Raw genomic sequence first — 23,920 nt, 5'->3', positions numbered from 1 at the left:
AAACGTGTAATTCACCAAATTTGAAAGATGTTTTAGCCTGTTATCTCCAAACTTCTTCCGCTATCTCCTTTACGAGCGCTAGCTTTGCCCACTGCTCTTGCTCGGTCAGCTTGTTGCCGATCTCGCAGGAAGCGAAGCCGCACTGCGGGCTGAGGCAGAGCCTTTCGAGGGGGATAAACTTCGCCGCTTCGTGTATGCGCGCGATCACCGCCTGCTTGTCCTCAAGCTCGGGCGTTTTCGAGGTGATGAGTCCGAGTACCACCTTTTTGTCGGGCGAAACCTTTGCAAGGGGTTCAAAGCCGCCGCTTCTCTCATCGTCATACTCCAACAGCAGAGCGTCAACGTTCTCGTGCGCGAAAACGTAATCGGCTACCGAGTCATACGGCCCGCTGGTAAAATATGTAGAGTGATAATTGCCCCTGCAAATGTGCGAAGTTATCACCATATCGGCGGGCTTGTTCGCCAACGCGAGGTTATTTACCTCCAAAAGCTGCTTTTTCACGTCCTCGATGTCGATGCCGAGCGACTCGTATCTCTGCTTCGCGGCGTCGCCCACTACCGCGCCCCAAGTGCAGTCGTCGAGCTGTAGATCGCGGCAGCCTGCATCGTAAAACTGCTTTATAACCGCCTGATAAGCAGCGCCGATGTCCTGAATAAGCTCCTCGTTGGTGCTGTAAAACTTCCTCGTCTGCTCGATATTCTGCGGAACTATCATCTGCTGGAAAGTCTGCGCGGGTGCGGGAATCGTGTATTTCGCAACGGTCTGCTCGTCCTCAAACCGCTTTAAGAACTTGAAGTACTCAACGAACGGGTGCGGGGCGGCCTTGATCTTGCCGACCAGATATGTGTCGTCAAGCGCCGCCAGCTCGCCGCTGAACTGCACGCCCGAGCCTGTATTCTCGTGAGCAACGCCCTCAAATCCCCACATAAAGTCGAGGTGCCAAAATTCTCTTCTGTACTCGCCGTCGGTGATGATGTGAAAGCCTGCCTTTTTCTGCTTTTCCACCAACGCGGTTATCGCCTTGTCCTCGATCGCCGTAAGCTCTTCCCTGCTGACTTTGCCCGCCTTAAAGTCCTTTCTCGCCTGTTTCAGCTCTTCGGGACGAAGAAAACTGCCGACGTGATCGTAGCGGTATGGTGACTTGATATTGCTCATTTTTACTACCTCTTTCCATAAAATAATGCCTATCGGTTTGCTGTGATAATATTATAGCATGGATAATTCAGATAGTAAAATACTTTTAACTGCGCATTGTCCATAGTTTCAATCTATCGACAGATGTACTTTAAGCTGCTCAAGGTAGCATTTTCCGTAGCGGCTGAGCACGGCGTTTTTCTTGGTTACTATGCCTATGCGCATCTCGCAGTCGGAGTCGAGCGGGCGGGCGATTATATTTTCGCCGTTCAGCCCAGAGTCGATTATGCCCGAGCATACGGTGAAGCCGTTCAAGCCGATGAGCAGGTTGAAGAGGGTGGCTCTGTCGCGCACCATGATGTTTTTAGGCAGCTCCAGCGCGCTGAGAAATTCCTCTGAGAAGTAGAACGAGTTATGCTTGCCCTGCTCGAAAACGAGGTAGGGGTAAGGCTCGAGGTCGGCGGTGGTTATCGTGTTCTTAGCGGCGAGGGGGTGTTCGCAGGAGATAAAGACGTGCGGGCGTGCGCAGTAAAGCTGCTGAAATGTGAGGTCATTCTTGCGTATCAGCTTTGAGAGGACTGATCCATTGTGCTCGCTGAGGTATAGTATGCCGATCTCGCTTCTGCCAACGGAAACGTCGTCGATTATCTCGTAAGTCTGCGTTTCGCGGAGGGTGAAGCTGTAAGTATCGGCGTTATATTTTCTGATAACGTCAACAAAAGCGTTCACGGCAAACGAATAATGCTGGCAGGAAACGCTAAATCTCGGCTTTTGCGAATGTTCGCCGCGAAAATGCTCGGTCATAACGTCCGCCTGTTCAAGCAGCTGACGCGCGTAAGAGAGCAGCACCTCGCCATCGCGTGTAAGCTCAACGCCCTTATTCGAGCGAATAAAAGCGGTAACGCCCATCTCATTTTCCAGACTATGGATAGCCGAAGTAAGGCTGGGCTGCGCGATGAATAGCTTTTCCGCCGCTTCAGTGATATTGCCGCATTCCGCAACGGCAGTAAAGTATTTTAATTGTTGTAGGGTCATTTTTTGAGTCGTCCTTTTTTGAGGTTTTTTGGGAGTATGATTATTATAACATATTCGCGGGGTTTGGGCAAGAGGCGGCCAAAAAAACGCCGCAGTCCCTCCGAGTCCATGACCCATCAGCCCTGCGGCGTAAAAATATCCATTTGTCAGAATTGATTGCTCATGGCTAGCGCTTTGATTTCATCAGCGCCGCCTCCGTCATAGCTGTATCCCGCTGTCGGCGAGGATAATCCATAAGCGTCCCTCTCGCTCATCGACGTTTCAGCCACCTTTTCAGTGCTGACTTTTCCCGAAGATACGCTTACTTTGTTGATAAACTCGATGTTCTCGTAATTGTCATTGACGTCGGTCGAGAGATAATCCGTCACGAAACAGCCGTAGTAGGAGGAATAAAGCAGCTGCGCACGTCCTCCGCAGTTGAATGTTCCGAGGTCGGCGAGATTTCCTGAGCTGTCCGCCTTGAAAACTCTTGCCTCAGATGTAGAAGCCCCGCCCTCGTCTATCCACACAAGCTCATAATTGCCGTCAAGATCAAGGTCTACCACATAGTAATACGGCGAAGGCCCGCTCTTTTCCGCATAAAGCTTTGCGAGCTTGTCGGCGTATACTGCGAACGGGTCTGATGAATTTTGCTTCTGCTCCTGCGAATTGTCCGAAGGCTTTTCAGACGAGCTGTCGGCTTTCGGCTCTTCCGCTTTTTCGGAAATGCTGTTCACCATATCGCTCAGCGGTGCAGATATACTGCTGTCCTCTTTGTAACTGAAAGCATTGTACGACTCGGTGAGCGCCTGCTCGCGCTCCGCCTGCGTCATGCTCTTGTAGTCGGTCAGAAGTATAGTTTTCACATTTGCTTTCAGCGGCGTTTTTCCACTGAAATAGCTGTTGAAGCTGCTTTTGAATTTGCCTGCTTCAACGTTGCTTCCGCTTACCTTAAAGCTGTTGTAAACTTCGCTTCCGTTGTCTGAACTTTTAGTGAAGTAGAACTTTTCTTCTGATTTCGTCCAGTTGCCTGAATTGCCGAATGTAAAAGTGTATAATCCGTATGCGCCGTCGCCGCTTGACTGGCCTGAGCTTGTGTATTCATAAAGCTCTCCGTCCGCAAAACTGAGGTTTCCCGAAGAGTCTTTATAAGCCTGCAATGTGAACGCCTTATGACCATAGTCGCGGCGCGCAGTCCACAATGTAGTCAGCCCGTCCTCTACCGACCCGCTCTTGTTGTACACCGCAAAGAAATGCTGTTCAGGCTCGTTTACGCGCATTCCGTAGCCGCCGACGATGAGTTCGGGCGTACCGTCGCCGTCAAGGTCTTGAAACCACATTTCGTTTTGCTCAAATCCATATTTATCGCGGTAGCTTTCGTACATTTCAAAAGTATCTATCCATGTATCTCCCGCGCCGGGTTCTTTGTCGGCTGTCCAGCTGACTATTTCCTTAACAAGCTCAGGCGTTTTGGCTTCTTCCTTTTCCACAACGGTAACAAGCCGCTGATCGCCGCCGCAAGCAATTTTTGGCACTGCTATCTCTGCCTTTATATCTGCATTGCTTGCAAAATATTTATTCGCCCACTGTATATCATCGCCGCCCCACATATCGGCAGCATATTTCAGCGCCTCGTTGACGGTATCGCCGCTCAGCAAGCTGTAAACAAAAGCGTCTACGATGTAATAATTGTAATAACTATAAACCGTATCAGTGCAGGCTACAACACTTTTTGCACCGGATTTTTTGAATGAGCTGACAAGCTTGTCATTTTGATAAGCATGACAAGCACCGATATATATTATAGTGTTGCTGAGTTCATTGTTTTGATAATGCTTGGTGAAGAAATCAGGCATTAGGACATATTTAGCATGACTTGGGTCATCTTCAAAGTTGATCAGTATAACTCTGTCGTTTAATACATCATCTAAATACTTAATTAAATTATCTTCCGTAACTATCTCCATAGTGCATATAACGGGAGTTTCTTGGTACATCATACCATGTTCGCGTATATCTAAAAATGAACATTCGCCTAAACTGTCTGCAAAATCTTCTACGGTGCAATCCTCGTCGATATATGCTTTCAATCCCTCAGAGTTCCAAACGTTATCACGATTTTTCAGTTCTCTGAGCATTTCATCATACCCCAGACCATACATCACCTTAGCAGAGAGGTCTTTTTCTTTGTAAGAGTACTTTGAAGCGTCGTACTCAAGCTTATTTTTTACGTTTATCACCTTGCCGCTGCTGTCCTTATCGGCGTAATCTTTGGCAATGCCGCTCACATCGTCGCTGAATTCGACGATCATAACGCCGCCTTTGCCGCCTGCTGTATAATCATATTCATAAATCTCAGACACCGCGTTGTAAACAGGTTCTTGGATATATCCCTGCTTCTGCATATCGTCAAGCGCGCCGCCCACAAGCTCTTTGCGGGTATCTATATCGGCTTTGTCAAATTCGTCGGTAGACATTACCTCGTTCAGCGCCTCGCCTACCGTCTGCTGAGCCGTAACAAGTTCGGCTGCGGCGTCGGCGTTCGCAATGGCAGTTTCGGGCATATTGCTCGATGTAGAGCGGTAGATGTATATTACCGCCGCTACTGAAACTACGGCCGCTATGGGGAGGAGTGGAAGGAATGAGCGGCGGTGCTTTGGAGGAACAGGCGCAGGAATAGGCGGTACAGGCTTCGGATTCGGCTTAGATTTAGGCTCACCCTGCCTTACATATCCGCATACGGGGCAGATCATTTCAGCCGAGCCAAGTTTCTTTCCGCAATTCGGGCAATGGTCATCAGCGCTCACCTTAGCTTTTGGAACGTAGGCTGCATTTTTAGCTCCGCATACCGGGCATATCTGTTTTTTATTCTGATACACCTTTCCGCAATTACGGCAGATCACCTTCTCAGATCCGCTTTGCTGTTTTTGAACATTAGAATTAACCGCCGCGCTTCCGCAAACTGGGCATATATTACTTCCATTAAGTATTTTTCCGCATTTTGCGCATCTGTTTGGCATATTACGATACTCCTTTTATTGTATATCTAGAGAAACAATCCGTTGGAAAATGCAACGACCAAAGCTATTATCAAACAAATCAAGAACAGCGCAAGCCAAAAGCCTTCGGAAGATGTGTCCTTGTGCTCCTCAGGAAGCGGAACAGGTGTGGGCGCAGGCTTCGGCTTTGGAGTAGGCTCATCTTTAGGTTTCGGCTTTGGCTTTGGCTTAGGTTTAGACTTGGGTTTAGGCTTGGGTTTATATTCATCTATCTTGATGTTATCCATAATGTACTTTTTTCTTACAGGTATGCTTTGCTCGTATTCGCACCACGAGCATACGGGTTTGCCCGAGTAATACATATGCATTGGATTCTCGCTGCATTTTTTCAGCGAGCCTGCCAAACACATCATTGCGTCATACCACTCGTAAGCAGAGGGTCGCTGAGATGCGTCTGCCACAAAAGCGCGCGCAAAAAGCTTTTGTATCTTTTCCGGAAATATGGATATAAACGGCGAGCGTATCGTTACCAGCAGATTTCCATTATGATTCGTATCGCTGAAATATGCGCAGTAGCCGTTTGCAATATTCATCTCCGGCTGAAACTGACTTCCCGAAACGCTTACAGCAGTGCAGGCAAAAGGATGAACGCCATTCATCAAAAGTCTGAATATGATTATCGCAAGAGCAAAATTATCGGTAGATTCACTGAATGATCTCCACGCCTCGCTTTTCTTAAAATCCTTGCCTTGAAGTTCTTTCGGTATATACTCAGGAGTCACAACTGTACATGGCATTATCGCGCCGTTTTGCCGTATATGAAAAGAATCGGTATCGACTATAACTACTTTACAGCTATTCACATCGACTAAAATATTGTTGGGGTTCAGATCGCCGATTATATGCCCACATGCATGAATATTGTAAACAGCCGCCGATATATTTGCAGCTGCAAGAATAAACTTTGACCATACGTTATTTTCGTGGCTCTGGGGCGAATAAAACTCCGCAAGATCGCTGTATCCGCTCTTTTTATCCATTATATAACCGCAAAACTGACCGCCTTTATACAGTATCGCCTTCGGCCACGCACATTCCGGCAGCTTGCTTGAAGATGTCAGAAGCATAGCCTTTATCTTATCATGGCGCGATTCTGTACACTTTTCTTCATGATATATTTTCGCAACAATATCGGGGTGGTTTTTGATCTCATAAATACAGCCCTCGCCGCCTGAAGCCAGAGCAGGCGAGATCAAAGTATAAGAAACGCCGTCATTGCTTTTATATGTCATATCCATGTTTATGCAACAGCTCCTATGTTTTTATTCGGCATACTCCGCTGCGGGCGGTTCGTTATCGGCGTCGTCAGAAGTGCTTATGTCGTCGCTCTGAGGTTCATCAACAGTACTATCAGTAACTACTACATCTTCGCCAGCTATCTGCACTTTGCTGATTATATCCTCAGGTATTTTTGAAATAATGTTTGTAACGGCAGGCTGAGAACTTAAATCGTCCGTTTTTTCAGTTTTCTTTTTTTCCTTTTTGGAGTCAGCAGCAGAGAATGAACTGCCAGACTCCGCTTTTTTCTCGTGACCGCTTTTTTTTTCTGAGCCGAATACCAAAAGCAATATTGCCGCAATAAGAATCAGAATTAAGATAGATTCAACGAACAAAGCCTTCATCAGCTTATCTGCAAGCTTTTTATTCTTCGCCTTCTCTTCTGCAAGCTTTCTTTGGCAGTCATCTATCTGCGCTCGATAGTTTTCTGATACACCAGCGCTCTTTTGCGGAGTGACATGGGGTCTGACAGAAGAAGTGTTATACTCCCTATCCATTATCTCATACTGCTTTCTTTTTAAAGCTTTCCAATCAGGCTCGCGGTAGTATTCTTCGTCTTTTAGCTTCGGAACTACCTTAGTGTTTATCACGCCGACAATCGTTTTATCATCGGTAACACCCGGTATGCCGTTGCCGGAAATAAAGGCAGAAATGCTCTCTTGCAATTTTCTGAAATCTTCGGGATCATTCGCTTTCAAAACATTTCTGTCCATAAAGCGCCTTATGAAAGGCACATATATCTTTTGTTTTTCATTTGCAAGAAGCGGCGAGCATACAATATCATATATGCCGTCGGTCATCATCGTAAATGCGCAGATCGGCAGGTCTGCTTTGCCGAAAGTCCAGTATCCCTCGCCGCAAAGCAAAGGAAACGTTTCGTTAAATTCCTCGCCTTTCATAACGTCGGTCACGCATATGTAATCGCCGTCATATGTCAGCGCAACAATACCGCCGTCGCCGCATTGTCCGTAATACAGATCTTTGCCGTTATATATAGCGACAGTAAGAGTGGTATTATACATCTTTGGATCGTCATTTTGATTTTTTGCATACGTTATAACGGTTCTATATGCAAACTGAAATGCTTCATGAAGAGCATTGATATAAAGATCAGCCTTTTTCGAGGGCTTTATCCTTCCGCTTATATGATCTAATACCGTTTTTACAGCTATCTGCGAGCCAATATCTGACTTTTCAGCACTGCCGAGTCCGTCAGCTATCGCGGCTATTATCATGTCTTCGTTTGTCTGCACAACGTCTGAATAGTCCTGACAAACTCCATCAGACTTTGCGAGATGTGATTTACCGATCGCCGAGATCTTAAAAAAGCCTAACAATGACTGCCACCTGCTTTCAATAATTATATTTTTGCTCTAAAAATTAGTTCAGCGGGATACGGAACATACTTGATGGAATATCAACATCTACCGAAGGAGTACCTTCCTTACTATTGATAACAGGAGTAATGCTGGCAGATACGAATTTGAAAAGCCCTACGAAATCGCAGTCTTTCAGACCGAAAATGCTGTTAGGGTCAAAGATCTCCTGCATAACAGAATAATTGCAGCCCTCTACGCCTATGCAGTAGGAAACAAGCTTTCTGTTTTCTTCCATCCATTGCAGTCTTTCGGCGGCTTCTTTATAGCCATCAGTAGGCTGACCGTCGGTAATGCAGAAAAGCCACGGGCGGAAATAGGGCGTTCCCGACGCCACATATGCTTTCTTTCTGCGGGTGATCATATCCATAGCGGTATCGAGCGCTTCGCCCATTTTAGTTTGTCCGTATGCTTCAAGGTTTGGCGTTATCATTTGAGAAATAGGAGTAAAATCCTGAATAACTTGTACTTTGCTGTCGAAAGAGATCAAAGCAATATCTATGCAAGCCTGCGCCATTGTGGAATTATCCCGAATAGTCTGCTCCTTAAAAATTTTCAGCCCCATGTTAAGCTGGTCGATAGCGTTATGCAGAGTCATCGAGCCGGAAGTATCGAGCACAAAAATGCAAGCAAGATGCTTTTCAGTATCGCTGAATATCGGCGTAGTATTAAAATCCTCCTGATTTATAAAATCACCGTTAAATTCTTTCTGTTGAAGCATAATTATTCCTCCTGTGTTTTAATTTGTACTGAATGAATCAAGTATTTCTTTAAATTCATCAATTGAAACCATGTCTATTTCATTTGGGAGATCATTCGCCTTGTCTGAAAGACTAAGCGTATTCGTCACCATTATCGTATGTAATAATCCGTCACTAACCGAATAAGCTTTATAACCTGTTACATACGATTTTGTTTCATTGTTGTTTTCATAATCTCTGCTATCTTTTGCAATCAAAAAGGTTGTACCGTTTTTATTTGTATATTCACCAACAAACTCTTGTATATCGTAAGCCTTGCCACTATAATTTTCTCCATAAAGAGAATTTTCAAATTTACTGCTTTCCAGATCATATGCTAATGACGCTTCAAGTTCTTCATTTGTTAAACTAATAACCTCGGCATCATATTCAAATGTCATATCATCACTATGATTACTTAAACTGAGCGATTCATAATAAAACAGCGGAGATGAAATATGCGCTGCAAACGGATTGTTATTATCCGAACTATAAGTCACAGTTATAGTACTTCCTTGGTCACTAAATGCATAATTATTTTTAAAGATATTTAACCCACAGTCACTAACAAGATCTCTAAGTGATTGCTGAGCATTATTATCGTTATCAAATGCATAAATTGATATTGAATCTCCATCGCTAATATCTGATATATCTTTGGTCTTATAGGTTTCTGAATCACTAATTATAACTTCATCATAAGTTTTACAGAAATCAACTATTTTATCAAACGGCAAAGTAGTTATTTGCGAATAAGTTCCTAAATCATATTCGCCATCTGATGTCGTTATAACTATGGAATCACTATTATTCTCTGATATACCATGCTCTTCTGAACTATCAAATAACTTTTCACTTTTTAAATCAAAATCTTCCGTATAGTTTGTTTTAGAATCATTTTCATTCAAATAAACAGAATCTGATATGGATACCGTTTCATTTGATTCATCAGTTGAAACATTTTCGTGATTCTTTTCCATCGCCCAAACAATAGTACCGGCGCATATCACAACAGCCGCGCAAGCCGCAGCTATTATCACCTTGCTGGTCTTTTTAGGCTTTTGCGGTGCAGCATCTGCTCTATCCGACATTTCATAGCCACATTCAGGGCACTTTGAAAAGTTGTATTCAAATTCGCAATTACATCTTGGGCATTTCATTTTACGTTCTCCTTTTACTGTCTTTCAAAGACAACTTGCGTAGCTAAACCGCCGATCTTCTCCAGCACCAGCTTCTTTCTCGTGACCTTAACGATCCGGAATGAATCTTCATCATCATAATCTTTAGAACTGATAGTAAGAATATCATCATCGATGGTGTATGTTCCTATCTGATCGTCTATCCTAAGCTTATTGTTGCTTTTGAATTCCCATTCAGTTCTGTCATCTTCATCAAGCTCTACATACTCGTTGTCATTATAACCGCCGACCAGCTCCCATGTACCGACTATTGTATCGCTTTTATCGTCGCTGTCTTTCTCTGTATCTTTATTAGAAACAATAGCGATCACCAATATGACCACAACAAGCAAAACTGCCGCTATGGCTATATACATTTTGTATCTGCTCAATATCAAGACCACTGAATTAGTATTCTGCACACCTCTCTGCTCATTTCCGCAGGCAGCGCAAAATCTTGCATTCAGAGGTACAACGCTTCCGCATTTTGGACAAAAATGCATTTCAGCTTGAGGTCTTAGCGGAGTAAGCGGCGGCTCTTGCATAGTGTGTGTTTGTTCCGGCACAGCATTTCCGCATACAGGACAAAACTTTGTGCCTTCCTCTAAGTTTTTGCCGCAATTACTACATCTCATTTTTCGGTCAACCCTCTTTACTGTTTTTCAAATACTTTTTGCCTGCCTGAATATTTTGTATCTTCTAATACAAGTTTTTTATGTGACAATTTTATTATCCTATAATTCTTTGTATCGTAGCCGTTTTGAAAGCCGTTGTATTCATCGTTCTTTATTGTAAGAATATCATCGTCGATAGAGTATGTCTTGCCGTCACCGCCGATAAGCAATTTATTATTGCTCTTGAATTCCCACTCCTTTGGAGAATCCTTTTCATTATATTCGCCATCATCATCATACCAGCCGACTTCTTCCCATGTGCCTTGTATTTTCTTTTCCATAGGTCGCAGTGCGTTGACTATCATTATAACGATAACTACAACTACGGCAAGGGCGATAAGCTTTAAAAATCCGCCTGAACCCGTTTCCGCAACAAACTCCGGCACCGAAGCAGGATCAGGAGCGGGTGCTGTTTTAGGAGTACTTTTCGGCTTTGGCGCATGGCCTGATCTTAATGCAGGATCTATGGTTTTCTTCGGTTTGGGCATATTATCCTGCGTCTGCACTTTACGGGTACTGCTCTGCCCTTGAACAGCGCTTCCGCATACAGGGCAGACCGTTGTGCCGGCGCTTAGATTTTTACCGCAGTTATTACATCTCACTTTTTATCACCTCTTCACCCTAACATCCCCCGTGAGCCGAACCAACTTTATCTCAGTGAAATTATACCTTTCCGCCGCCTTGTCCATCACCGCGGATACTCGGCGCAGTATATCCTCAGCTTCCGCTACATTGCGCACCGCTGAGGATATGCGTCCCTCTATGCCGTACCGCTGCTTTATCTGCCAGTCAAGGCTGCCGCTCGTGAAGTTTAATGAGCCGCGAACAGAGCTTAGCCTGCTGCCTGCATTCTTTACGTTCGCCGATGCAGATACAACATTGCCTATGTTTATCTTTATCCTGCCCATTTTCTTCGCCTCCTTCTTTGCCGCCATATCTGCCTCTTATCTGCGTGCGCCGCAATTCGGGCAAAATGAAAGCGAAGCGTCGTACTCGTTAGCACAGTTTTTGCAGAATATCACATTGCGGTTCTGCGGCTGAGGGATCTCGCCCTGCGCAGTGGGCGCTGCAGGGCTGAAATCTCTGTACTTTTTCATTGTGCTCAGCGTGATCTCTACGTCTGAGAGCTTCTTTAATACGATTATCACAAGCACCAGCGAAGCAATCGCCACCGCCGCTGCTACAAACAGCAGAATGTATATTATTGTAAATTCAGGATACCACATCGTTTTTTTCCTTTCCGGGCGTGCGCCCTGCTATTGTTTGCCTTAAAGCTTCTTTTTTCTGAAGAATACGAAAAGCATTACTATCGCCGCTATCAGCACTATTGCGCCGATTATCGTTCCGATGAAGAGCGGCGTGTTGTTGTACCAGCGTACAAATGCGTTCGAGGATACGAGGAAGTTTGAGATCTTCATCTGCGCTTTGTTTCCTGCTGAGTCGGTCGCCGTTATCGAAATGTTCTGGCGCTTAGTGCTCTCGGGTACTTTCAGATCAAAGGTGTCGCCCTGTATATCGCAGTCTATTTTCTTGCCGTTCAGCATTACCTCAGCCGTGTCTAGCACGAGGTTGTCGCTTATCTCTATCTTTACGTTCTTTACTTCGTCGCTGTACGTTTCATCTGATTTGATGTCTACGGGCACGATTATCGGCGCGGTCTTGTCGATACCGAAAGCTATCTCAGCGTTGTTCTTTTCCTCAGCCGTGTCGTTTTCGTTATCCGCCTTGTCGTTTGAGAATATGGATACACCGTAGCTGCCGTCGTTCTTGAACTGCGAAGCCTTTACCGTGTAGGTGTAAACGCTCCATTCGCCGTTGCCGCCTTCGTGACCCAGCGTGTAACCGCTGTCCTTTGCAAGATCTGAGGGCGAGCCGTTCTTTATTACTTTTACGTTGATGCTGCTGTCAACAAGCTCGTCAACGTTGGTTTCTTTCACGATAACGTTTCTTTCCTCGTTGATGTATTTGCCCAGTATCTCTTTAGTAGAATCGTCGATGGTGTATACCGACCCGAAACGGTTCGCCGAGAAGCTTATAGCTCCCGAAGCCGTGTTGCCCGCAAGGTCGGTAACGCTTACGGAAAGCGTATAAATATCGTCGATCTCTTTTTTCTTCTCAAAGTTTTCAAAGGTGTATACCTGTCCGCCCTTTGTCTTGCCAAAGTTGCCGGGGTACTCAACCTCGCCGTTGTTAGCGCCGCTGAGCGAGATCTGCACCGTGCTGTCATCGTAATTCGTATCAGTCATGGTGATTATCGGGGCTACTTCGCCGTTGTTTGCGGACTTATCCTTTACGCCTGTGAACACTATCTGCGGAGCGGTCTTGTCGATTGTGAAGCTGTCCTTTTCGTACTTCGCGCTTTCGTTGCCCGCTTTGTCCTTTACGCTTATCGCGAACGAATAAAGCGCTTCGTCGGTGTACTTGATGGTAGCGGTGTACTTGTCGCCCGACTGCTTCCACTTAGAAGCTTCGGGGAACTTCACCTTTGCGCCGCCATTGGTCGCCGTACCGGTTATACTTACTCTCGACTCCTGGAAATTGTGCTCGGTAACGGTTATGGTAGCCGTTCTGTCGGCTGAGAAACAGTCGGTGGCGTCCTCGTCTGAGCTGCTGTATGAAACGCTGATAACAGGGAGCGTTTTATCTACCGTAAAGTCGGGCGTTTTCGCCTCGTTAGATCTGTTACCCGCTCTGTCAAAGCAGTACGCCGAGAATTTGTAGTCGCCGTCTGCCGAGAATGTAACGGTAGTGGTGTGCTTCATGCTGTCGCCCTCACCGCTGGATGTCCATGAACCTGCCGAGGGTACGGAATAATCAGTATTCGAGATATTCAGCACAAGGTCTGAGCCGGAGAAGTTTCTGTCGGTAACTGTAATAGTCGCCGTGCGGTTCTTGTTGTAAAAATCCTTGTTATCCGAGTCGGGCTGGGTGTTGTCCCAAGTTATCTCTATGCTCGGCTTTGTAGTGTCGATGCTGAAAGAATCCTCGGAATGGCTGGTGTTTCCGCAGCGGTCGGTAAATTCTACCACTACAGGGATATTGTTTATGTTCTCGCTTACAGTCACGGTCTTTTCCATCTTGTAGATGAGGTTGTCCTGACTTTCGAGCACTTTCCAGCCGCCGTACTCTGCTTCGCCGATGCTGTTGGGTATCGAAGTGCCTATCTGGCTTCCGTTTATGGTGCAGTTTATATCTCTGATACCCGAGTTCATATCGCTTACGGTGATGGTCACGGGAACCGAGCCTGCGTAAAGCGGATCGCCGCTGTTCGTGGTCGAAACAGGTGAGGGTCTTGAGATCGCGATGTGCGCGCCCTCGTTCTCATGCTGCTGCTGAGTTTCAACTACCGTGCCGTTCGGGGTCTTGTAGTTTACTTCGTTGTTGCCAGCGTTATCGGTAGCGTATGCCGAGATCTGTCCCTTAAAGCCCGCTTTTACGGTGATGTCTATATATCCATCCTTGTTTGCCGGTGCAGAGCCGCCCTCGGGGTGATCTTTATCGTTGATATTTTCCAGCTTGTAGTAGATGAAATTTACGCCCGAGCCGCTGTCCTCAGCCTTTATCCTTACAGTAGCGTCCTCCTTGAAATAGTAGCCGTAAAGCGTGGGGATAACGCCGTTGAAAGGCGTATGACCGTCCTCATAGCCGTCCTTATATCCATTCGTGATAAATTCAAAATCAGTTATCTCGGCAGGCTTGGTGTCCTTATATACAGTGTGGGTCGAAACGCTTTCATTTCCTGCATTGTCCAAAGCCTTGACCTTGAACGTATACTCGCCGTCCTCGTCGGTCTTAGCGATATTTTCAGTATAGCTCTTTTCGACCTTTGCGACCTTGCCGTTTGCTTCAGCGTATTCTTTTGCTTTGAACGCCTTTGCATTGTCGTCAGCCTTGCCCTTGAAAAGCTCAACGTTCACCGAATTGATGCCGGAATTCTTATCCTTAACGGTAGTTTTCATTTCAACATCGCTGTTGTACCAGTTGCCGCCCTTGTCAGTATTTTCATTTGCATTCCCATATGCTTCAGGCAGATCAACAGTTATCTCAGGCTTGATGTTCTCTATCATGAGATCGCCGTTCTCAGGAGCAAGTTGTTCTGATTCATTTTCAACATTATCATAAGCCACAAATGTCAGACCACTGTTGAGATATACCTTCTCGTCTTTTATCTGCTCTTCGGGAAGTGTGAAAACAGCCACGCCTTCATCATTCACACCCGCAGTTTTTTCAATTGATTTTCCTTTAGTATCGGTGTACGTCATTTTAACGTATTTGATACCCGAAGAAGCGTTTTCGTCTTTTACAGATACAGTTACATCAACTGTGTTATTGAAGAAATATCCGAACGAGAGCGCGTTTATTGCTTTCTTGATCGTATTCTCATTTGGAGCAATGTTAATATCCTCTATGACAGGTTTTGTTTTATCAATCCAGAATGTATATGACGCTACTTTTTCGGTGTCGCTAACTACATTTTTAACGCGTATAGTTACGGTATTTTCGCCGTCTTTCAAACAGCCGCTGTTTACCAAAGCATCGGCGGAAAGCGTAAGCTCATGATGTTCGCCCCGCTCGTTTTCTTTACAAGCAGTATTAAAGTCCTTAAGGAATTTGTCCCACTTTTCATTCTCTGTGTTGCCAACTTTACCCTTGATCGGAGTATTATTTATATCTATTGAAACTTCTTCGATATAGAATTTATCATCTTTCCAACTAAAGGTGCAGAAGGTGAAGCCGGTTTCTTTGTCATTATACCATTTTTCAGCAGAATTAGGTTTAATTCCAACACTCAAAGTGCTGTTTGACGAAATTATAAAATTAGTATATGTTTTTCCGCTATTTTCAAACTCAAGCAAAGTATTTTTGCAAACATTGCCTGCATTGTCCTGAGCAACTGCATAGAAATTGCAGTGGTCGTAATTATATTTATCAAAAAGTTTAGGTTCAACTGTAAACGCTGCCGATTCATTATAATCAACAGTACCAATAGCTATTTCTGTGCCATTGTCCGAACCGCCGACAAGCTCCGCGGTAAGAGCAATTTCCTTGATACCGCTCGAAGGCTCAGCGTCGCTTGCTTTAACATTTATAGTTACAGCCTCGCTTGACTGGATAAAGTCATCGCAGTAAGCAATTGAATCGTTGGCGTTGACACTGGTTACGCTTGCGACATCTATTGTCGGAGCTTTTCTGTCTATACCTACTGTAACATTTTTTGAATTAGAGTTGCCGGTATAGTCCGTTGCCGTTATCGTGTAGGTCTTATCCTGCTCATCAGATGTTACAAATGTCCACTTATCGCCATCAGGGGTCATAGGCTCGACAATATCGTTTTCACCATTGCCCTTTATCGTCACCGACTCGGGCTTAACGCCGCTGCCGCCGGCGTTGTCCGTTATAGTAGCTGTGATGGTGACATTTTGCTCGCTAGTCCAGTCATTATCAGGCTCTCTTCTAGCTTCTATGGTCGGCGCATCGCCGTCATAAACGATCTTTATCGGCTTTGCAAGCTCATAATTATGCCACTGGTGGTCATAGTACAGCGAGATGGTTTTTATCTCCGTGCCGCTTTCTATGGTCACGTCTTTAGAATTTCTATCGCTAAGCTTTTTATTTACAGCAATGCCGTAAACCTCATCGTCGCTGTCATCTCTGCTGTAAGAAAATTTCGCTCTGTTATTTTCATCGGCTGGCAGATAGTATGTATTGTCAGCCTCATCTTTGCGACCCTTTTTAACAAGCTCTTCCAGATTACTGGATACGCCCGCGGGTATTTCAGCCTCGGTCTTAGTTTCATCGTCCGCATAGCGAACTTCTACCGTAAAATCATACGTTACATTTTCCAGTGTAAGAGTGTAGCCATTAGATGACTTATCATTTTCCGTATACTCCAGCGGCTCTTCGATGGCATTTTCTTCGTCTGTGCCGGTTTCATCGTTGTGAACTATCTCGGTGTATTTCTTAGTTACGCTCGCGATGTGCTTTCCGCTATCGGGAGTGATCTCCAGCACGGGTGACGCGTCATAATCAACGGTCAGCGTGCTCGCGGCGGTGCTGCCATTAACGCTGCCGCCCTCGCCATTGTCGATAGCGATGTCAAACTCATCTATAACGAAGCTGACTTCTACCGTAACATTATTTTTGATTTTGTCGATTTTATGTTCAAAAGTTTTTGGCGAATTCTTTTCCGCTCTGTCGTCAGCAGAGATCCGGTCAGCGCCGTCCACCTTAAACTCATCGATATGGTAATTGCTGCCTGCTTCTGCTTTCAGCGTTACGGAAGAGCCTGCTTCCTCCGACTTATCGCCGCTTTTTATCTCTACCCAGCCGCTCGCGGCATCGTCGCTCTCCTGCTTCAAAAGCTTGCCGTTTTCGCCGATGACATACGTCACCGTGTATATCTTTTTCTGAAACTCTACCTCTATCTCGGTGTTATCGCAAATGCCCGAAAGTTCTGCCGTGTACTCGCTCTTGCCCTCAGCGTCCGCTATCTCGCTGCCGCCGATCTTGAGCGACTTTATAGCGTATGTATCATCGGCATTCACGTTCACGCGCACCCTGCTCGCAGCGTTCACCGAAATGGTATCGTCAGCAATATCGTCCTCCTCTATCGGCTGATATTCGCCCTTATCGTCCTTCAGGTCAAAAGTTATTCCGCCGCCTGTGCCGTTTACCGCGCGCTTTAGCGAATATGTGGCAAACTCCAGCGTGTAATCGTCATTCTCGGTATCTGCCGAAACGTTTTTCACTACTGTTTTAAATTCGTATTCCTTGCCCGCCGATACTGATAAGCTGTAATCATATCCGCCGTAGACCTCGTAGCTGTAACCGCCGTCATTGCCGATAGTTACCTTTTCAGGCTCGTCCGCATTGCCGTGGCCGTAGCCCCAGTAGCTCATCAGCGGCGATACGCTGTTATCCAGCTTATCGAGATCTTTCAGCTCCACCTTGCCCGAAACAGTGTATTTCGGCAAAGCCTCTATCACCGCCGACCAGCTGTCGCCGTCGACGGTTATGGTGCTGCTCTCCAGCTCCTTAAAGCCGTAAACGCCTGTGAAATCAAACGTCCCGTTATACTCAGCGCCGCTTTCGGCAAAGTTTTCAAATACCGCTTTGCCGTCCTCAGAGGTGCTCTCCGCCTTTACATTCGGGTCGGCGGCGGAGGTAAGAGTTACCTTTACGCCGTCAACGTCCTGCAAGTCGCCGTTTGAATTTGTAAATTTTACTGTGTAAGCGGCAAGGCTCTCCGCCGAAGCGGAAATAAACGCTTGGTCGAACGAAAAAGCGCTCATCGCAAATATAGCCGCCATAGTTCCCGCAGCAGCCCTAGAAGCCGTCGTTTTCGCTGAATAACTCATATATCATCAACTTCCCTTTCCTTTTCAGCGAGATCTCTCTTGCCGAATTTTTTCATATCTTTTATTTCAGAATAATATCTAAAGCACTTTCCTCTGAAGATAAATATGCACCTCAGCGAAAGCACTAAAAGTGACAAAACTACAAACTGCGCCGCATTCGCGCCGATATTTGCCGCCGACATCACGATGAAAGCCGCCAGCAGTACCGCAAACGCTATGCACGCCGCTGTAAAAGCCTTGTTCTTTTTTGGCTTTTCCGCAGCGCCTATGCTTTTTCGGCATATCCCGAAGAGTATCTGCTCCGCCGCAAGCCCCGCCCAAAATATTATCGGCACGGCAAACCGCATGGCATTTTCCCAGCTTTTCGAGATCTCTTCCAGCGGTATCAGCACTATCGCGGCTGAAGAGATCACCGTGCAGACGAGCGCGCTTTTAAAAAGCTTCATTTACGCGATCACCTCTTCGGTATGTACTTCCTTTACAGACCTCGTTATCACGAAACCGCCGTCGGCATCGTCGCCGGTGCTTGTAAATATCTCGGTAAAGCCCTGCCCCCCGTCGGTCGGTTTTGAAAGCTCAGAAGTTATATCGTCCGGCTCTCTCAAAAGATCGGTAGGCTGCTCGTCCTCATCATACAGATTTTCATTCAGCACGCCTGTAAGCTGTTCGCTGTCTTCTCTAAGCACGCTGGTAAGCTGCTCGCCATCGTCTTGCTGCGAATTGTCAGTAAGAACGCCCGTTGGCTGTTCATCATCGACGTACTCAGCATTTACACCCGCCGATCCTATCTTGCCGATATGCGCAGTACCGCGCGGCATATCCTCATACGCCGCGGCCTCCTCAACAGCATCGCCTATATGCGAAGTTTGAGGATAACTGCTTATCTCCGCGCCCTCATTCATATACGCCGAGGTAGGCGGAGCTTCAAAATTCGGCTCGTCGCGGCGCTCTCTTCTTATGTTCGGCCTTTCAGGCTCGCCGCTCTTCATGTTTTTCGTGTAGATATTTTGCAGGTTGAAAGAGCCGCTCGTTTCCGTAGTACCGCCCTCAAAAGCCACGAATTTCGGAACGGGGTTAGCAGCTTCCTCGCGCATACGCTTTAGTTCCTTAGCATAATTTCTGCCCGAAAGCTCGCCGATTATATCGGGGATCTTTAAAGCGAAAAATACTATTATCGCCGCCGCGAGCAGCAGTCCCGCCATCACGAACAGCACTATCGCGATAATAAACCATGTTTCAGCACTCATAATCTTCCGTTACTCCCCATCTCTGTATGCGCTGTCTATCGACTGCCGCACGGTCTGCTTTCTGCCGATAAGCTGCGCTTTCAGCTCGTCCGTCTTGTCAGAATTGGTATTCAGCGCTTCCAGCTTTTCGCATACTGTATCGTACACCGCCAGCATATCGTCTTGCTTTATGCCGTCTGCCTTGAATTTTCTCGAGTAATTCTCTATCGAGTTCATTATCAGTCGGTAAAGCTCCAGCTGAACTATCTCCTGATCTTCACCGTTCACCTGCTCCGCCATAGACCGCAGGTTTTCCCAGTAGGGCGCGTACTTGCCCTTGTCGGAAGCTTCCTCGATGTCTAGCGTGATGTCGCGGTTGAAAATGCCTATGTCGCGGTAGATGAGCGATATTTTGTATTCATCGCCGTTTTTATCGCCGTACTGCACCACGTCGTTGAACCACTCTACCGCCGCTTTCATTCGCGTTATCTGATTATCCGAGTCGTCGGTCTTGCCGTAGCCGTAGTAGTACCAGTAAAGCTTGCCCGTTTCGTAAGCCACCTTCCAGTAATCGCTCTGCTTTTTCAGCTCTACGAGGTTACTGTTTATGCAGCTTTTGAACTGCTGCTCTTCATCGGTACTGAAATCGGCGTCTTCTTTGTAAGCCTCGATCATGTTTATGTATGGCTCGATATTCATAGGTTTTATGTCTATCGCCTTTTCGTAATACCCTATCTTATTTTCCACCAGCGCTTCATTTTTCGCACGGGTCATGTTCTGCTCATAGTCGAGGTTATTGGTGTGCGTCCTCATACCCAAACTGCCGAAGCCCAGCCCCAGCGATAATATCGAGCAGGCGAAAAGCGCTGCGAATACTCCCAACTTCTTTTTCTGCGATCTGCGGTATTCGTTGCCCCACTGTTTGTAGTGGTCGAGGGCGTACATCAGCTCTGCGCAGGACTGATACCTGTTCTCCCTCTCGCGCTGAGTGCATTTGGTAAGTATCTCGTCAAAACCCACTGAGAGCTGTGGGTCCCAGCTTCTTATCGGCTTGAAATTTTCCACGAATGTATGCCCCGTTACCAAATGGTAAAGCGTAGCGCCAAGGCAGTAAATATCGGTGCGCGCATCGGTCTGACCCATCTCGCCGAACTGCTCGGGGGCGGCATATTCCTTTGTGCCCATGCACTCGGTGTCGCCGGTTTTGTTTTCCTTATACTCGCGCGCTATTCCGAAATCGAAAAGCTTTATCCTGCCGTAGGGGTGGTCTTTATCCGAATGGTCGGTCTGTAGCATTATGTTCGCAGGTTTCATATCACGGTAGATTATCGGCTTTTCGCGCGTGTGCAGGTAGTCGAGCACGTTGCAGAGCTGCTTTGCCCAGTCGATGACCGCGTCCTCGGGCTGCGCGCCCTTTTCTTTTATCACACGGCTCAGCGGGACGCCTTCTATGTAGTCCATTACAACGCATATCACCTTGCCGTTGTCGATAATATCTACGATTCTCGGCAGAGCGGGGTGGTCAAGCTTTTTCAGCATATTCGCTTCGCCGATGGCGCTTTGAACTACTATTTTGTTGTTCCTATCCCTAGCATTTTTCTCGACTTCTTTTACCGCCCACTGTTTATTAAGGCGTATATCTCTTGCGAGGTATACTTTGGACATTCCGCCCTTTCCTATCTCAGTAAGTATCTCGTATTTTCCGTCGAGTATCTCGCCCATTGAAGCCATAGTGTATTTTACCCTTCTTGATGTATCATATAGTATTTACCAGCAGCGCTGTTATGTTGTCGCTCTCGCGCCGCGTCATATTCAGCTCTATCAGCTTTGTAAGCCCCTCGCGCATTTTATCCTCTGAAATGCAGAAACGCGGAGAGAGAAGCCCGCGCATCTCATCTTCGCTGATCTTGTGTCTGAAACCGTCAGAGCATAAAAGGTAGCTTTCTCCCGCCTTTGCTTCGCTTATCAAAAACTGCGGCAGAGTTTTCTCCGTAGCTCCCACGCACTGCAAAAGCACATTTTTGCGCGGGTCGTTCTCCGCCTCTTCGGGCGTCATTCTGCCTGCGGCTATCTCCCTCGCCACGAATGTCTGGTCTTCGGTAAGCTGAGTTATCTCGCTGTCGGTCATTCGGTAAAGTCTGCTGTCGCCGACGTGCGCCATAGCAAGCCTGCCGTCGGGAAATATTATCATAACCGTTACCGTAGAGCCCAACTGCATCGAGTATTTTTTGCCGTAGCTGAGTATCCGCTCGTTTTCCCTGCATATAAGCTCGTACCATGAGTTCAGCGCTTCTTCGGCAGGGTCGCTCTTTCTCAATATCTCCGGAAGTTCATCGGCGAACCAGCTTTCCAGCGCCTCGATTATCGTCTTGCTGGCAAGCTCGCCTTTTATAAGTCCGCCCATTCCGTCGCAGACCGCCGCCATTATTGCATCGCCCTGCGGCGTGCTCGCTTCCGATATGCAAAGGCTGTCCTGATTGGTCTTTTTTCTTATTCCTACATCGGTAGAGTATGCAAATCTGAATTTCATCTTCGCTCTCCTCACCTGATCTCAAATTTATAGTTTTCGTCGGCAATGGTAACGGTGCTGCCGTCAGTTATCTCAGCGGGCAGGTTCGGCGTTATCTTTTTGCCGTTTATAAACGTGCCGTTAGTAGAGCCGAGGTCGTAAACGTAAAAACCCCCGCCCTCATTCACTATTTTCAGATGTCGGCGGCTGACAGCCGTGTTGTCCGTAATGCGGTAATCGTTAGTCTTGCTGTGACCCACGGTAAATTCCTGCTTGTCTACGCAGATCTCCTCGCCGGTGCTTTTTCTTACAAGGTACGCCGCAGTGATTTCTGCCGCCGTATTTTTCTTGAGCAAGGTCGTTCCCATCTCTTCATCGTCAAGATCAGGCTCTTGCTGCGGCATCGGCGCTATTCCCTGCTGATAATTCGGGTCTATATCGGGATTTACAAGTATAGTCCGCGAATTTACCGTAGGTCTTATCGAAACGGGCACAACGGTGCGGTTCTTGGTCTGCTTTGGCTGAGATTCAGGCTGAGGAGTCGGCTGCGGAACATTCTGCGGCTGAGGGGTTATCTTCTGTTTCTGCACCGCGCTCTTCTTTTCTGACTTATCGCTGCTGAAATGGTCGGTCGGCGGGATATATGTGCTTCCCGAATCTTTTTCAGCGCAGTTCGTTATCTTATTTCCGCACGAGCCGCAATAGTTTGAGTCGGAAGATATTTTCATTCCGCAGTGCGGGCATACAAGCTGCTTGTTCACAGGCTTCTGCGCGCTGAGAAGCTTTTCGACATACTGCTGAAGCTCATATGTCGAGAAAACCGCTCCTTTATTCAGTATCCTTATGTACTCCTGAATATACGAGCTGTCTTCATTGAGGTCGAAATTGGTGATGTCTATCAGCCCGAGCAGAAAACCGCGCAGGTCAAAATAGCCCTCAAAAAACTGTATCGGAACATAGGTAAAGCTGATGCTGAGCGTGTGCGGGTTCACCATTATGTACTGCGGGCTGAGCAGTATGCCGCTAAGGTCGAAGCAGACCTTCTGCACCTTTTCCTTGTTATCGAGTATCTTCTTTATCATGTCTGCAAATTTTATCTTGTTCACAGGCATTGAAAGATAGGTCGCAAGGTCTACATAACCCGTAACGTCGTAGATCAGCCTGAATTTTGAAGGCTTTTTGATAACGCTCATTTTCAGCAGGCAGTTAGGCTTGTTTTGATTTATCAGGTCTATCTCGTTTTGCTTTAGCTGCTGCCCCTTTTGGCTCGAGATTATTATGCGTGTGCCTTTTGATTTCTTTTCCAGTTTTATTTTGTTCAAATTTAATCATTCCTCTGAGCATTGTAATAAGCGGTGCGGCAGCTTGCCTCTATCTGTTTCGCTTCGGTAAGCTCGCTGTCGGCGGCTTCTATTTCCGCCGTGATAGCCGATATATCTGCATTTTGGGCAGCCAAAGCCGCAAGCTCCTGCGTGAGCAGATCTTTTTTCTCTTCAAGCGTGCGAACGCTGTTCTCGGCGTTATCCAAAGCCCTGCGTGCGCCCGCTATCCGCTCCCTTTTGCGCTGTATCTCTTCCTGACGTATATCCTGCGCCGCCCTTTTTACGTCTGAGCATATGCCTTCCATCTCAGCCGCGGCGCTGTCAAGCTTTTTTATCGCGCTTTCCAGAGCGGCGAGTATGTACTGCGTTTCCCTAGCCGACCAACTGACCGAAATATCGCCGCTGTATGAAACCAGCGCCCTGCGCACCGCACGCAGGCTTTCCGTTTCAAGGGAAATATCGTAAGCGCGCCCGTATGCGTCAGATACGTTTATCCCCATTTCAGATCAGCTCCTCTCAACAAATATTTCGTTAGTGTCGATGGTGTAAACATCGGCGGGGTAAATACCTATCAGCTTTTCCGTTTCTCTGCCATTTTTCATCTGCACGCGGCTGATTATGTAAAATTCGCGGCCGGGTGCGAACTCGCGGTAATAAAGCTGGTTCGTTACCCTGCGGTCGTTCTTCTCACCTTTAAAGGCTACCCAGTGGTCGTCGTTTGAGATATATTTTTCTACCGCAACACGCTTTTTCACCCTAATATTCTCGGGACGAAGCTCGTTTGAATTTTTCTTGTGGCTGAGGAGCGGCAATATACCGCATATCACCACGCACACCAGTACCAGCCCGGCGCTGATTCCCCATATCGCGACCTTAACGTCGTGCGGAGAATTGACCGAGCCGACCAGCATCATTGCTATCACTACACCAAAAACTATAATGAAAAACAACGGTACTTTGGTGTTCATACCACCAGTAATTTCTTTTTTCAAAAATTCCAGATCGATCTTATTCATATGATGCTCCATATATTATGTTATGATTTTTAAAT

General features: G+C 46.6%; 19 protein-coding genes. All 19 read right to left on the bottom strand.

Annotated features, from left to right (window positions below; all coding sequences use genetic code 11):
* Nucleotides 1-40: 40 nt before the first annotated feature.
* The 19 genes from LI114_RS03015 to LI114_RS02925 all read right to left on the bottom strand — a co-directional run bounded on the left by LI114_RS03015 (nt 41) and on the right by LI114_RS02925 (nt 23,885).
* Nucleotides 41-1,156 (bottom strand): 5-methyltetrahydropteroyltriglutamate--homocysteine S-methyltransferase, encoded by a 1,116-nt coding sequence (locus tag LI114_RS03015; RefSeq protein ID WP_227219226.1) that lies wholly within the window; start codon nt 1,154-1,156, stop codon nt 41-43.
* Nucleotides 1,157-1,264: 108 nt separating this feature from the next.
* Nucleotides 1,265-2,170: a LysR family transcriptional regulator gene (locus LI114_RS03010; RefSeq protein ID WP_227219224.1), complete on the bottom strand. Its 906-nt coding sequence runs from the start codon at nt 2,168-2,170 to the stop codon at nt 1,265-1,267.
* A gap of 146 nt (nt 2,171-2,316) precedes the next feature.
* A complete protein-coding gene (locus tag LI114_RS03005) occupies nt 2,317-5,169 on the bottom strand; it encodes a zinc ribbon domain-containing protein (protein WP_227219223.1) in 2,853 nt (950 codons plus the stop codon).
* A gap of 26 nt (nt 5,170-5,195) precedes the next feature.
* Nucleotides 5,196-6,446 carry a protein kinase domain-containing protein gene (locus LI114_RS03000; protein WP_227219221.1) on the bottom strand — a complete coding sequence of 417 codons (1,251 nt, stop codon included), beginning with the start codon at nt 6,444-6,446 and terminating at the stop codon, nt 5,196-5,198.
* Nucleotides 6,447-6,470: 24 nt separating this feature from the next.
* On the bottom strand, nt 6,471-7,823 hold the full coding sequence (locus tag LI114_RS02995; protein ID WP_227219219.1) for a protein phosphatase 2C domain-containing protein: 1,353 nt from the start codon (nt 7,821-7,823) through the stop codon (nt 6,471-6,473).
* A 43-nt stretch (nt 7,824-7,866) separates the two neighbouring features.
* Nucleotides 7,867-8,583 (bottom strand): vWA domain-containing protein, encoded by a 717-nt coding sequence (locus tag LI114_RS02990; RefSeq protein WP_227219217.1) that lies wholly within the window; start codon nt 8,581-8,583, stop codon nt 7,867-7,869.
* Nucleotides 8,584-8,601: 18 nt separating this feature from the next.
* Nucleotides 8,602-9,762 carry a hypothetical protein gene (locus LI114_RS02985; RefSeq protein WP_227219215.1) on the bottom strand — a complete coding sequence of 387 codons (1,161 nt, stop codon included), beginning with the start codon at nt 9,760-9,762 and terminating at the stop codon, nt 8,602-8,604.
* A gap of 14 nt (nt 9,763-9,776) precedes the next feature.
* Nucleotides 9,777-10,415, bottom strand: coding sequence for a zinc-ribbon domain-containing protein (locus LI114_RS02980; protein ID WP_227219213.1), 639 nt, complete (start codon nt 10,413-10,415; stop codon nt 9,777-9,779).
* Between the two features lie 17 nt (nt 10,416-10,432).
* A complete protein-coding gene (locus LI114_RS02975) occupies nt 10,433-11,056 on the bottom strand; it encodes a hypothetical protein (RefSeq protein WP_227219211.1) in 624 nt (207 codons plus the stop codon).
* 6 nt (nt 11,057-11,062) lie between these two features.
* Entirely contained in the window at nt 11,063-11,389 is a 327-nt protein-coding gene (locus LI114_RS02970) for a hypothetical protein (RefSeq protein ID WP_227219209.1), read from the bottom strand.
* 9 nt (nt 11,390-11,398) lie between these two features.
* A complete protein-coding gene (locus LI114_RS02965; RefSeq protein WP_227219207.1) occupies nt 11,399-11,680 on the bottom strand; it encodes a zinc ribbon domain-containing protein in 282 nt (93 codons plus the stop codon).
* 42 nt (nt 11,681-11,722) lie between these two features.
* Nucleotides 11,723-17,812, bottom strand: a complete 6,090-nt coding sequence (locus LI114_RS02960; protein WP_227219205.1) for an Ig-like domain-containing protein — start codon at nt 17,810-17,812, stop codon at nt 11,723-11,725.
* Nucleotides 17,809-18,258, bottom strand: a complete 450-nt coding sequence (locus tag LI114_RS02955) for a hypothetical protein (RefSeq protein WP_227219203.1) — start codon at nt 18,256-18,258, stop codon at nt 17,809-17,811. The genes LI114_RS02960 and LI114_RS02955 overlap by 4 nt, the downstream gene beginning before the upstream one ends.
* On the bottom strand, nt 18,259-19,059 hold the full coding sequence (locus LI114_RS02950) for a hypothetical protein (RefSeq protein WP_227219200.1): 801 nt from the start codon (nt 19,057-19,059) through the stop codon (nt 18,259-18,261).
* A 9-nt stretch (nt 19,060-19,068) separates the two neighbouring features.
* Nucleotides 19,069-20,769, bottom strand: coding sequence for a serine/threonine protein kinase (locus LI114_RS02945; protein ID WP_227219199.1), 1,701 nt, complete (start codon nt 20,767-20,769; stop codon nt 19,069-19,071).
* Between the two features lie 25 nt (nt 20,770-20,794).
* Nucleotides 20,795-21,568: a PP2C family protein-serine/threonine phosphatase gene (locus tag LI114_RS02940; RefSeq protein ID WP_227219197.1), complete on the bottom strand. Its 774-nt coding sequence runs from the start codon at nt 21,566-21,568 to the stop codon at nt 20,795-20,797.
* Nucleotides 21,569-21,579: 11 nt separating this feature from the next.
* Nucleotides 21,580-22,869 carry an FHA domain-containing protein gene (locus LI114_RS02935; protein WP_227219194.1) on the bottom strand — a complete coding sequence of 430 codons (1,290 nt, stop codon included), beginning with the start codon at nt 22,867-22,869 and terminating at the stop codon, nt 21,580-21,582.
* Between the two features lie 2 nt (nt 22,870-22,871).
* Nucleotides 22,872-23,369 carry a hypothetical protein gene (locus tag LI114_RS02930; RefSeq protein ID WP_227219192.1) on the bottom strand — a complete coding sequence of 166 codons (498 nt, stop codon included), beginning with the start codon at nt 23,367-23,369 and terminating at the stop codon, nt 22,872-22,874.
* Between the two features lie 6 nt (nt 23,370-23,375).
* Complete coding sequence (locus tag LI114_RS02925; protein WP_227219190.1) at nt 23,376-23,885, bottom strand: hypothetical protein; 510 nt, start codon at nt 23,883-23,885, stop codon at nt 23,376-23,378.
* Between the last annotated feature and the right edge of the window lie 35 nt (nt 23,886-23,920).

Origin of the sequence: Ruminococcus sp. 210702-SL.1.03 (assembly GCF_020559915.1) — a bacterium.
Taxonomy (GTDB): Bacteria; Bacillota; Clostridia; order Oscillospirales; family Ruminococcaceae; genus YE71.
Note: the sequence above shows the minus strand (reverse complement) of the source record. Positions and strands in the feature narration are given on the sequence as shown.

Coding starts and splice junctions, on each gene's coding strand:
- LI114_RS03015 (WP_227219226.1), bottom strand. CDS start 1,156: ATGAGCAATATCAAGTCACCATACCGCTACGATCACGTCGGCAGTTTT.
- LI114_RS03010 (WP_227219224.1), bottom strand. CDS start 2,170: ATGACCCTACAACAATTAAAATACTTTACTGCCGTTGCGGAATGCGGC.
- LI114_RS03005 (WP_227219223.1), bottom strand. CDS start 5,169: ATGCCAAACAGATGCGCAAAATGCGGAAAAATACTTAATGGAAGTAAT.
- LI114_RS03000 (WP_227219221.1), bottom strand. CDS start 6,446: ATGGATATGACATATAAAAGCAATGACGGCGTTTCTTATACTTTGATC.
- LI114_RS02990 (WP_227219217.1), bottom strand. CDS start 8,583: ATGCTTCAACAGAAAGAATTTAACGGTGATTTTATAAATCAGGAGGAT.
- LI114_RS02985 (WP_227219215.1), bottom strand. CDS start 9,762: ATGAAATGCCCAAGATGTAATTGCGAATTTGAATACAACTTTTCAAAG.
- LI114_RS02980 (WP_227219213.1), bottom strand. CDS start 10,415: ATGAGATGTAGTAATTGCGGCAAAAACTTAGAGGAAGGCACAAAGTTT.
- LI114_RS02970 (WP_227219209.1), bottom strand. CDS start 11,389: ATGGCGGCAAAGAAGGAGGCGAAGAAAATGGGCAGGATAAAGATAAAC.
- LI114_RS02965 (WP_227219207.1), bottom strand. CDS start 11,680: ATGTGGTATCCTGAATTTACAATAATATACATTCTGCTGTTTGTAGCA.
- LI114_RS02960 (WP_227219205.1), bottom strand. CDS start 17,812: ATGAGTTATTCAGCGAAAACGACGGCTTCTAGGGCTGCTGCGGGAACT.
- LI114_RS02955 (WP_227219203.1), bottom strand. CDS start 18,258: ATGAAGCTTTTTAAAAGCGCGCTCGTCTGCACGGTGATCTCTTCAGCC.
- LI114_RS02950 (WP_227219200.1), bottom strand. CDS start 19,059: ATGAGTGCTGAAACATGGTTTATTATCGCGATAGTGCTGTTCGTGATG.
- LI114_RS02945 (WP_227219199.1), bottom strand. CDS start 20,769: ATGGCTTCAATGGGCGAGATACTCGACGGAAAATACGAGATACTTACT.
- LI114_RS02940 (WP_227219197.1), bottom strand. CDS start 21,568: ATGAAATTCAGATTTGCATACTCTACCGATGTAGGAATAAGAAAAAAG.
- LI114_RS02930 (WP_227219192.1), bottom strand. CDS start 23,369: ATGGGGATAAACGTATCTGACGCATACGGGCGCGCTTACGATATTTCC.
- LI114_RS02925 (WP_227219190.1), bottom strand. CDS start 23,885: ATGAATAAGATCGATCTGGAATTTTTGAAAAAAGAAATTACTGGTGGT.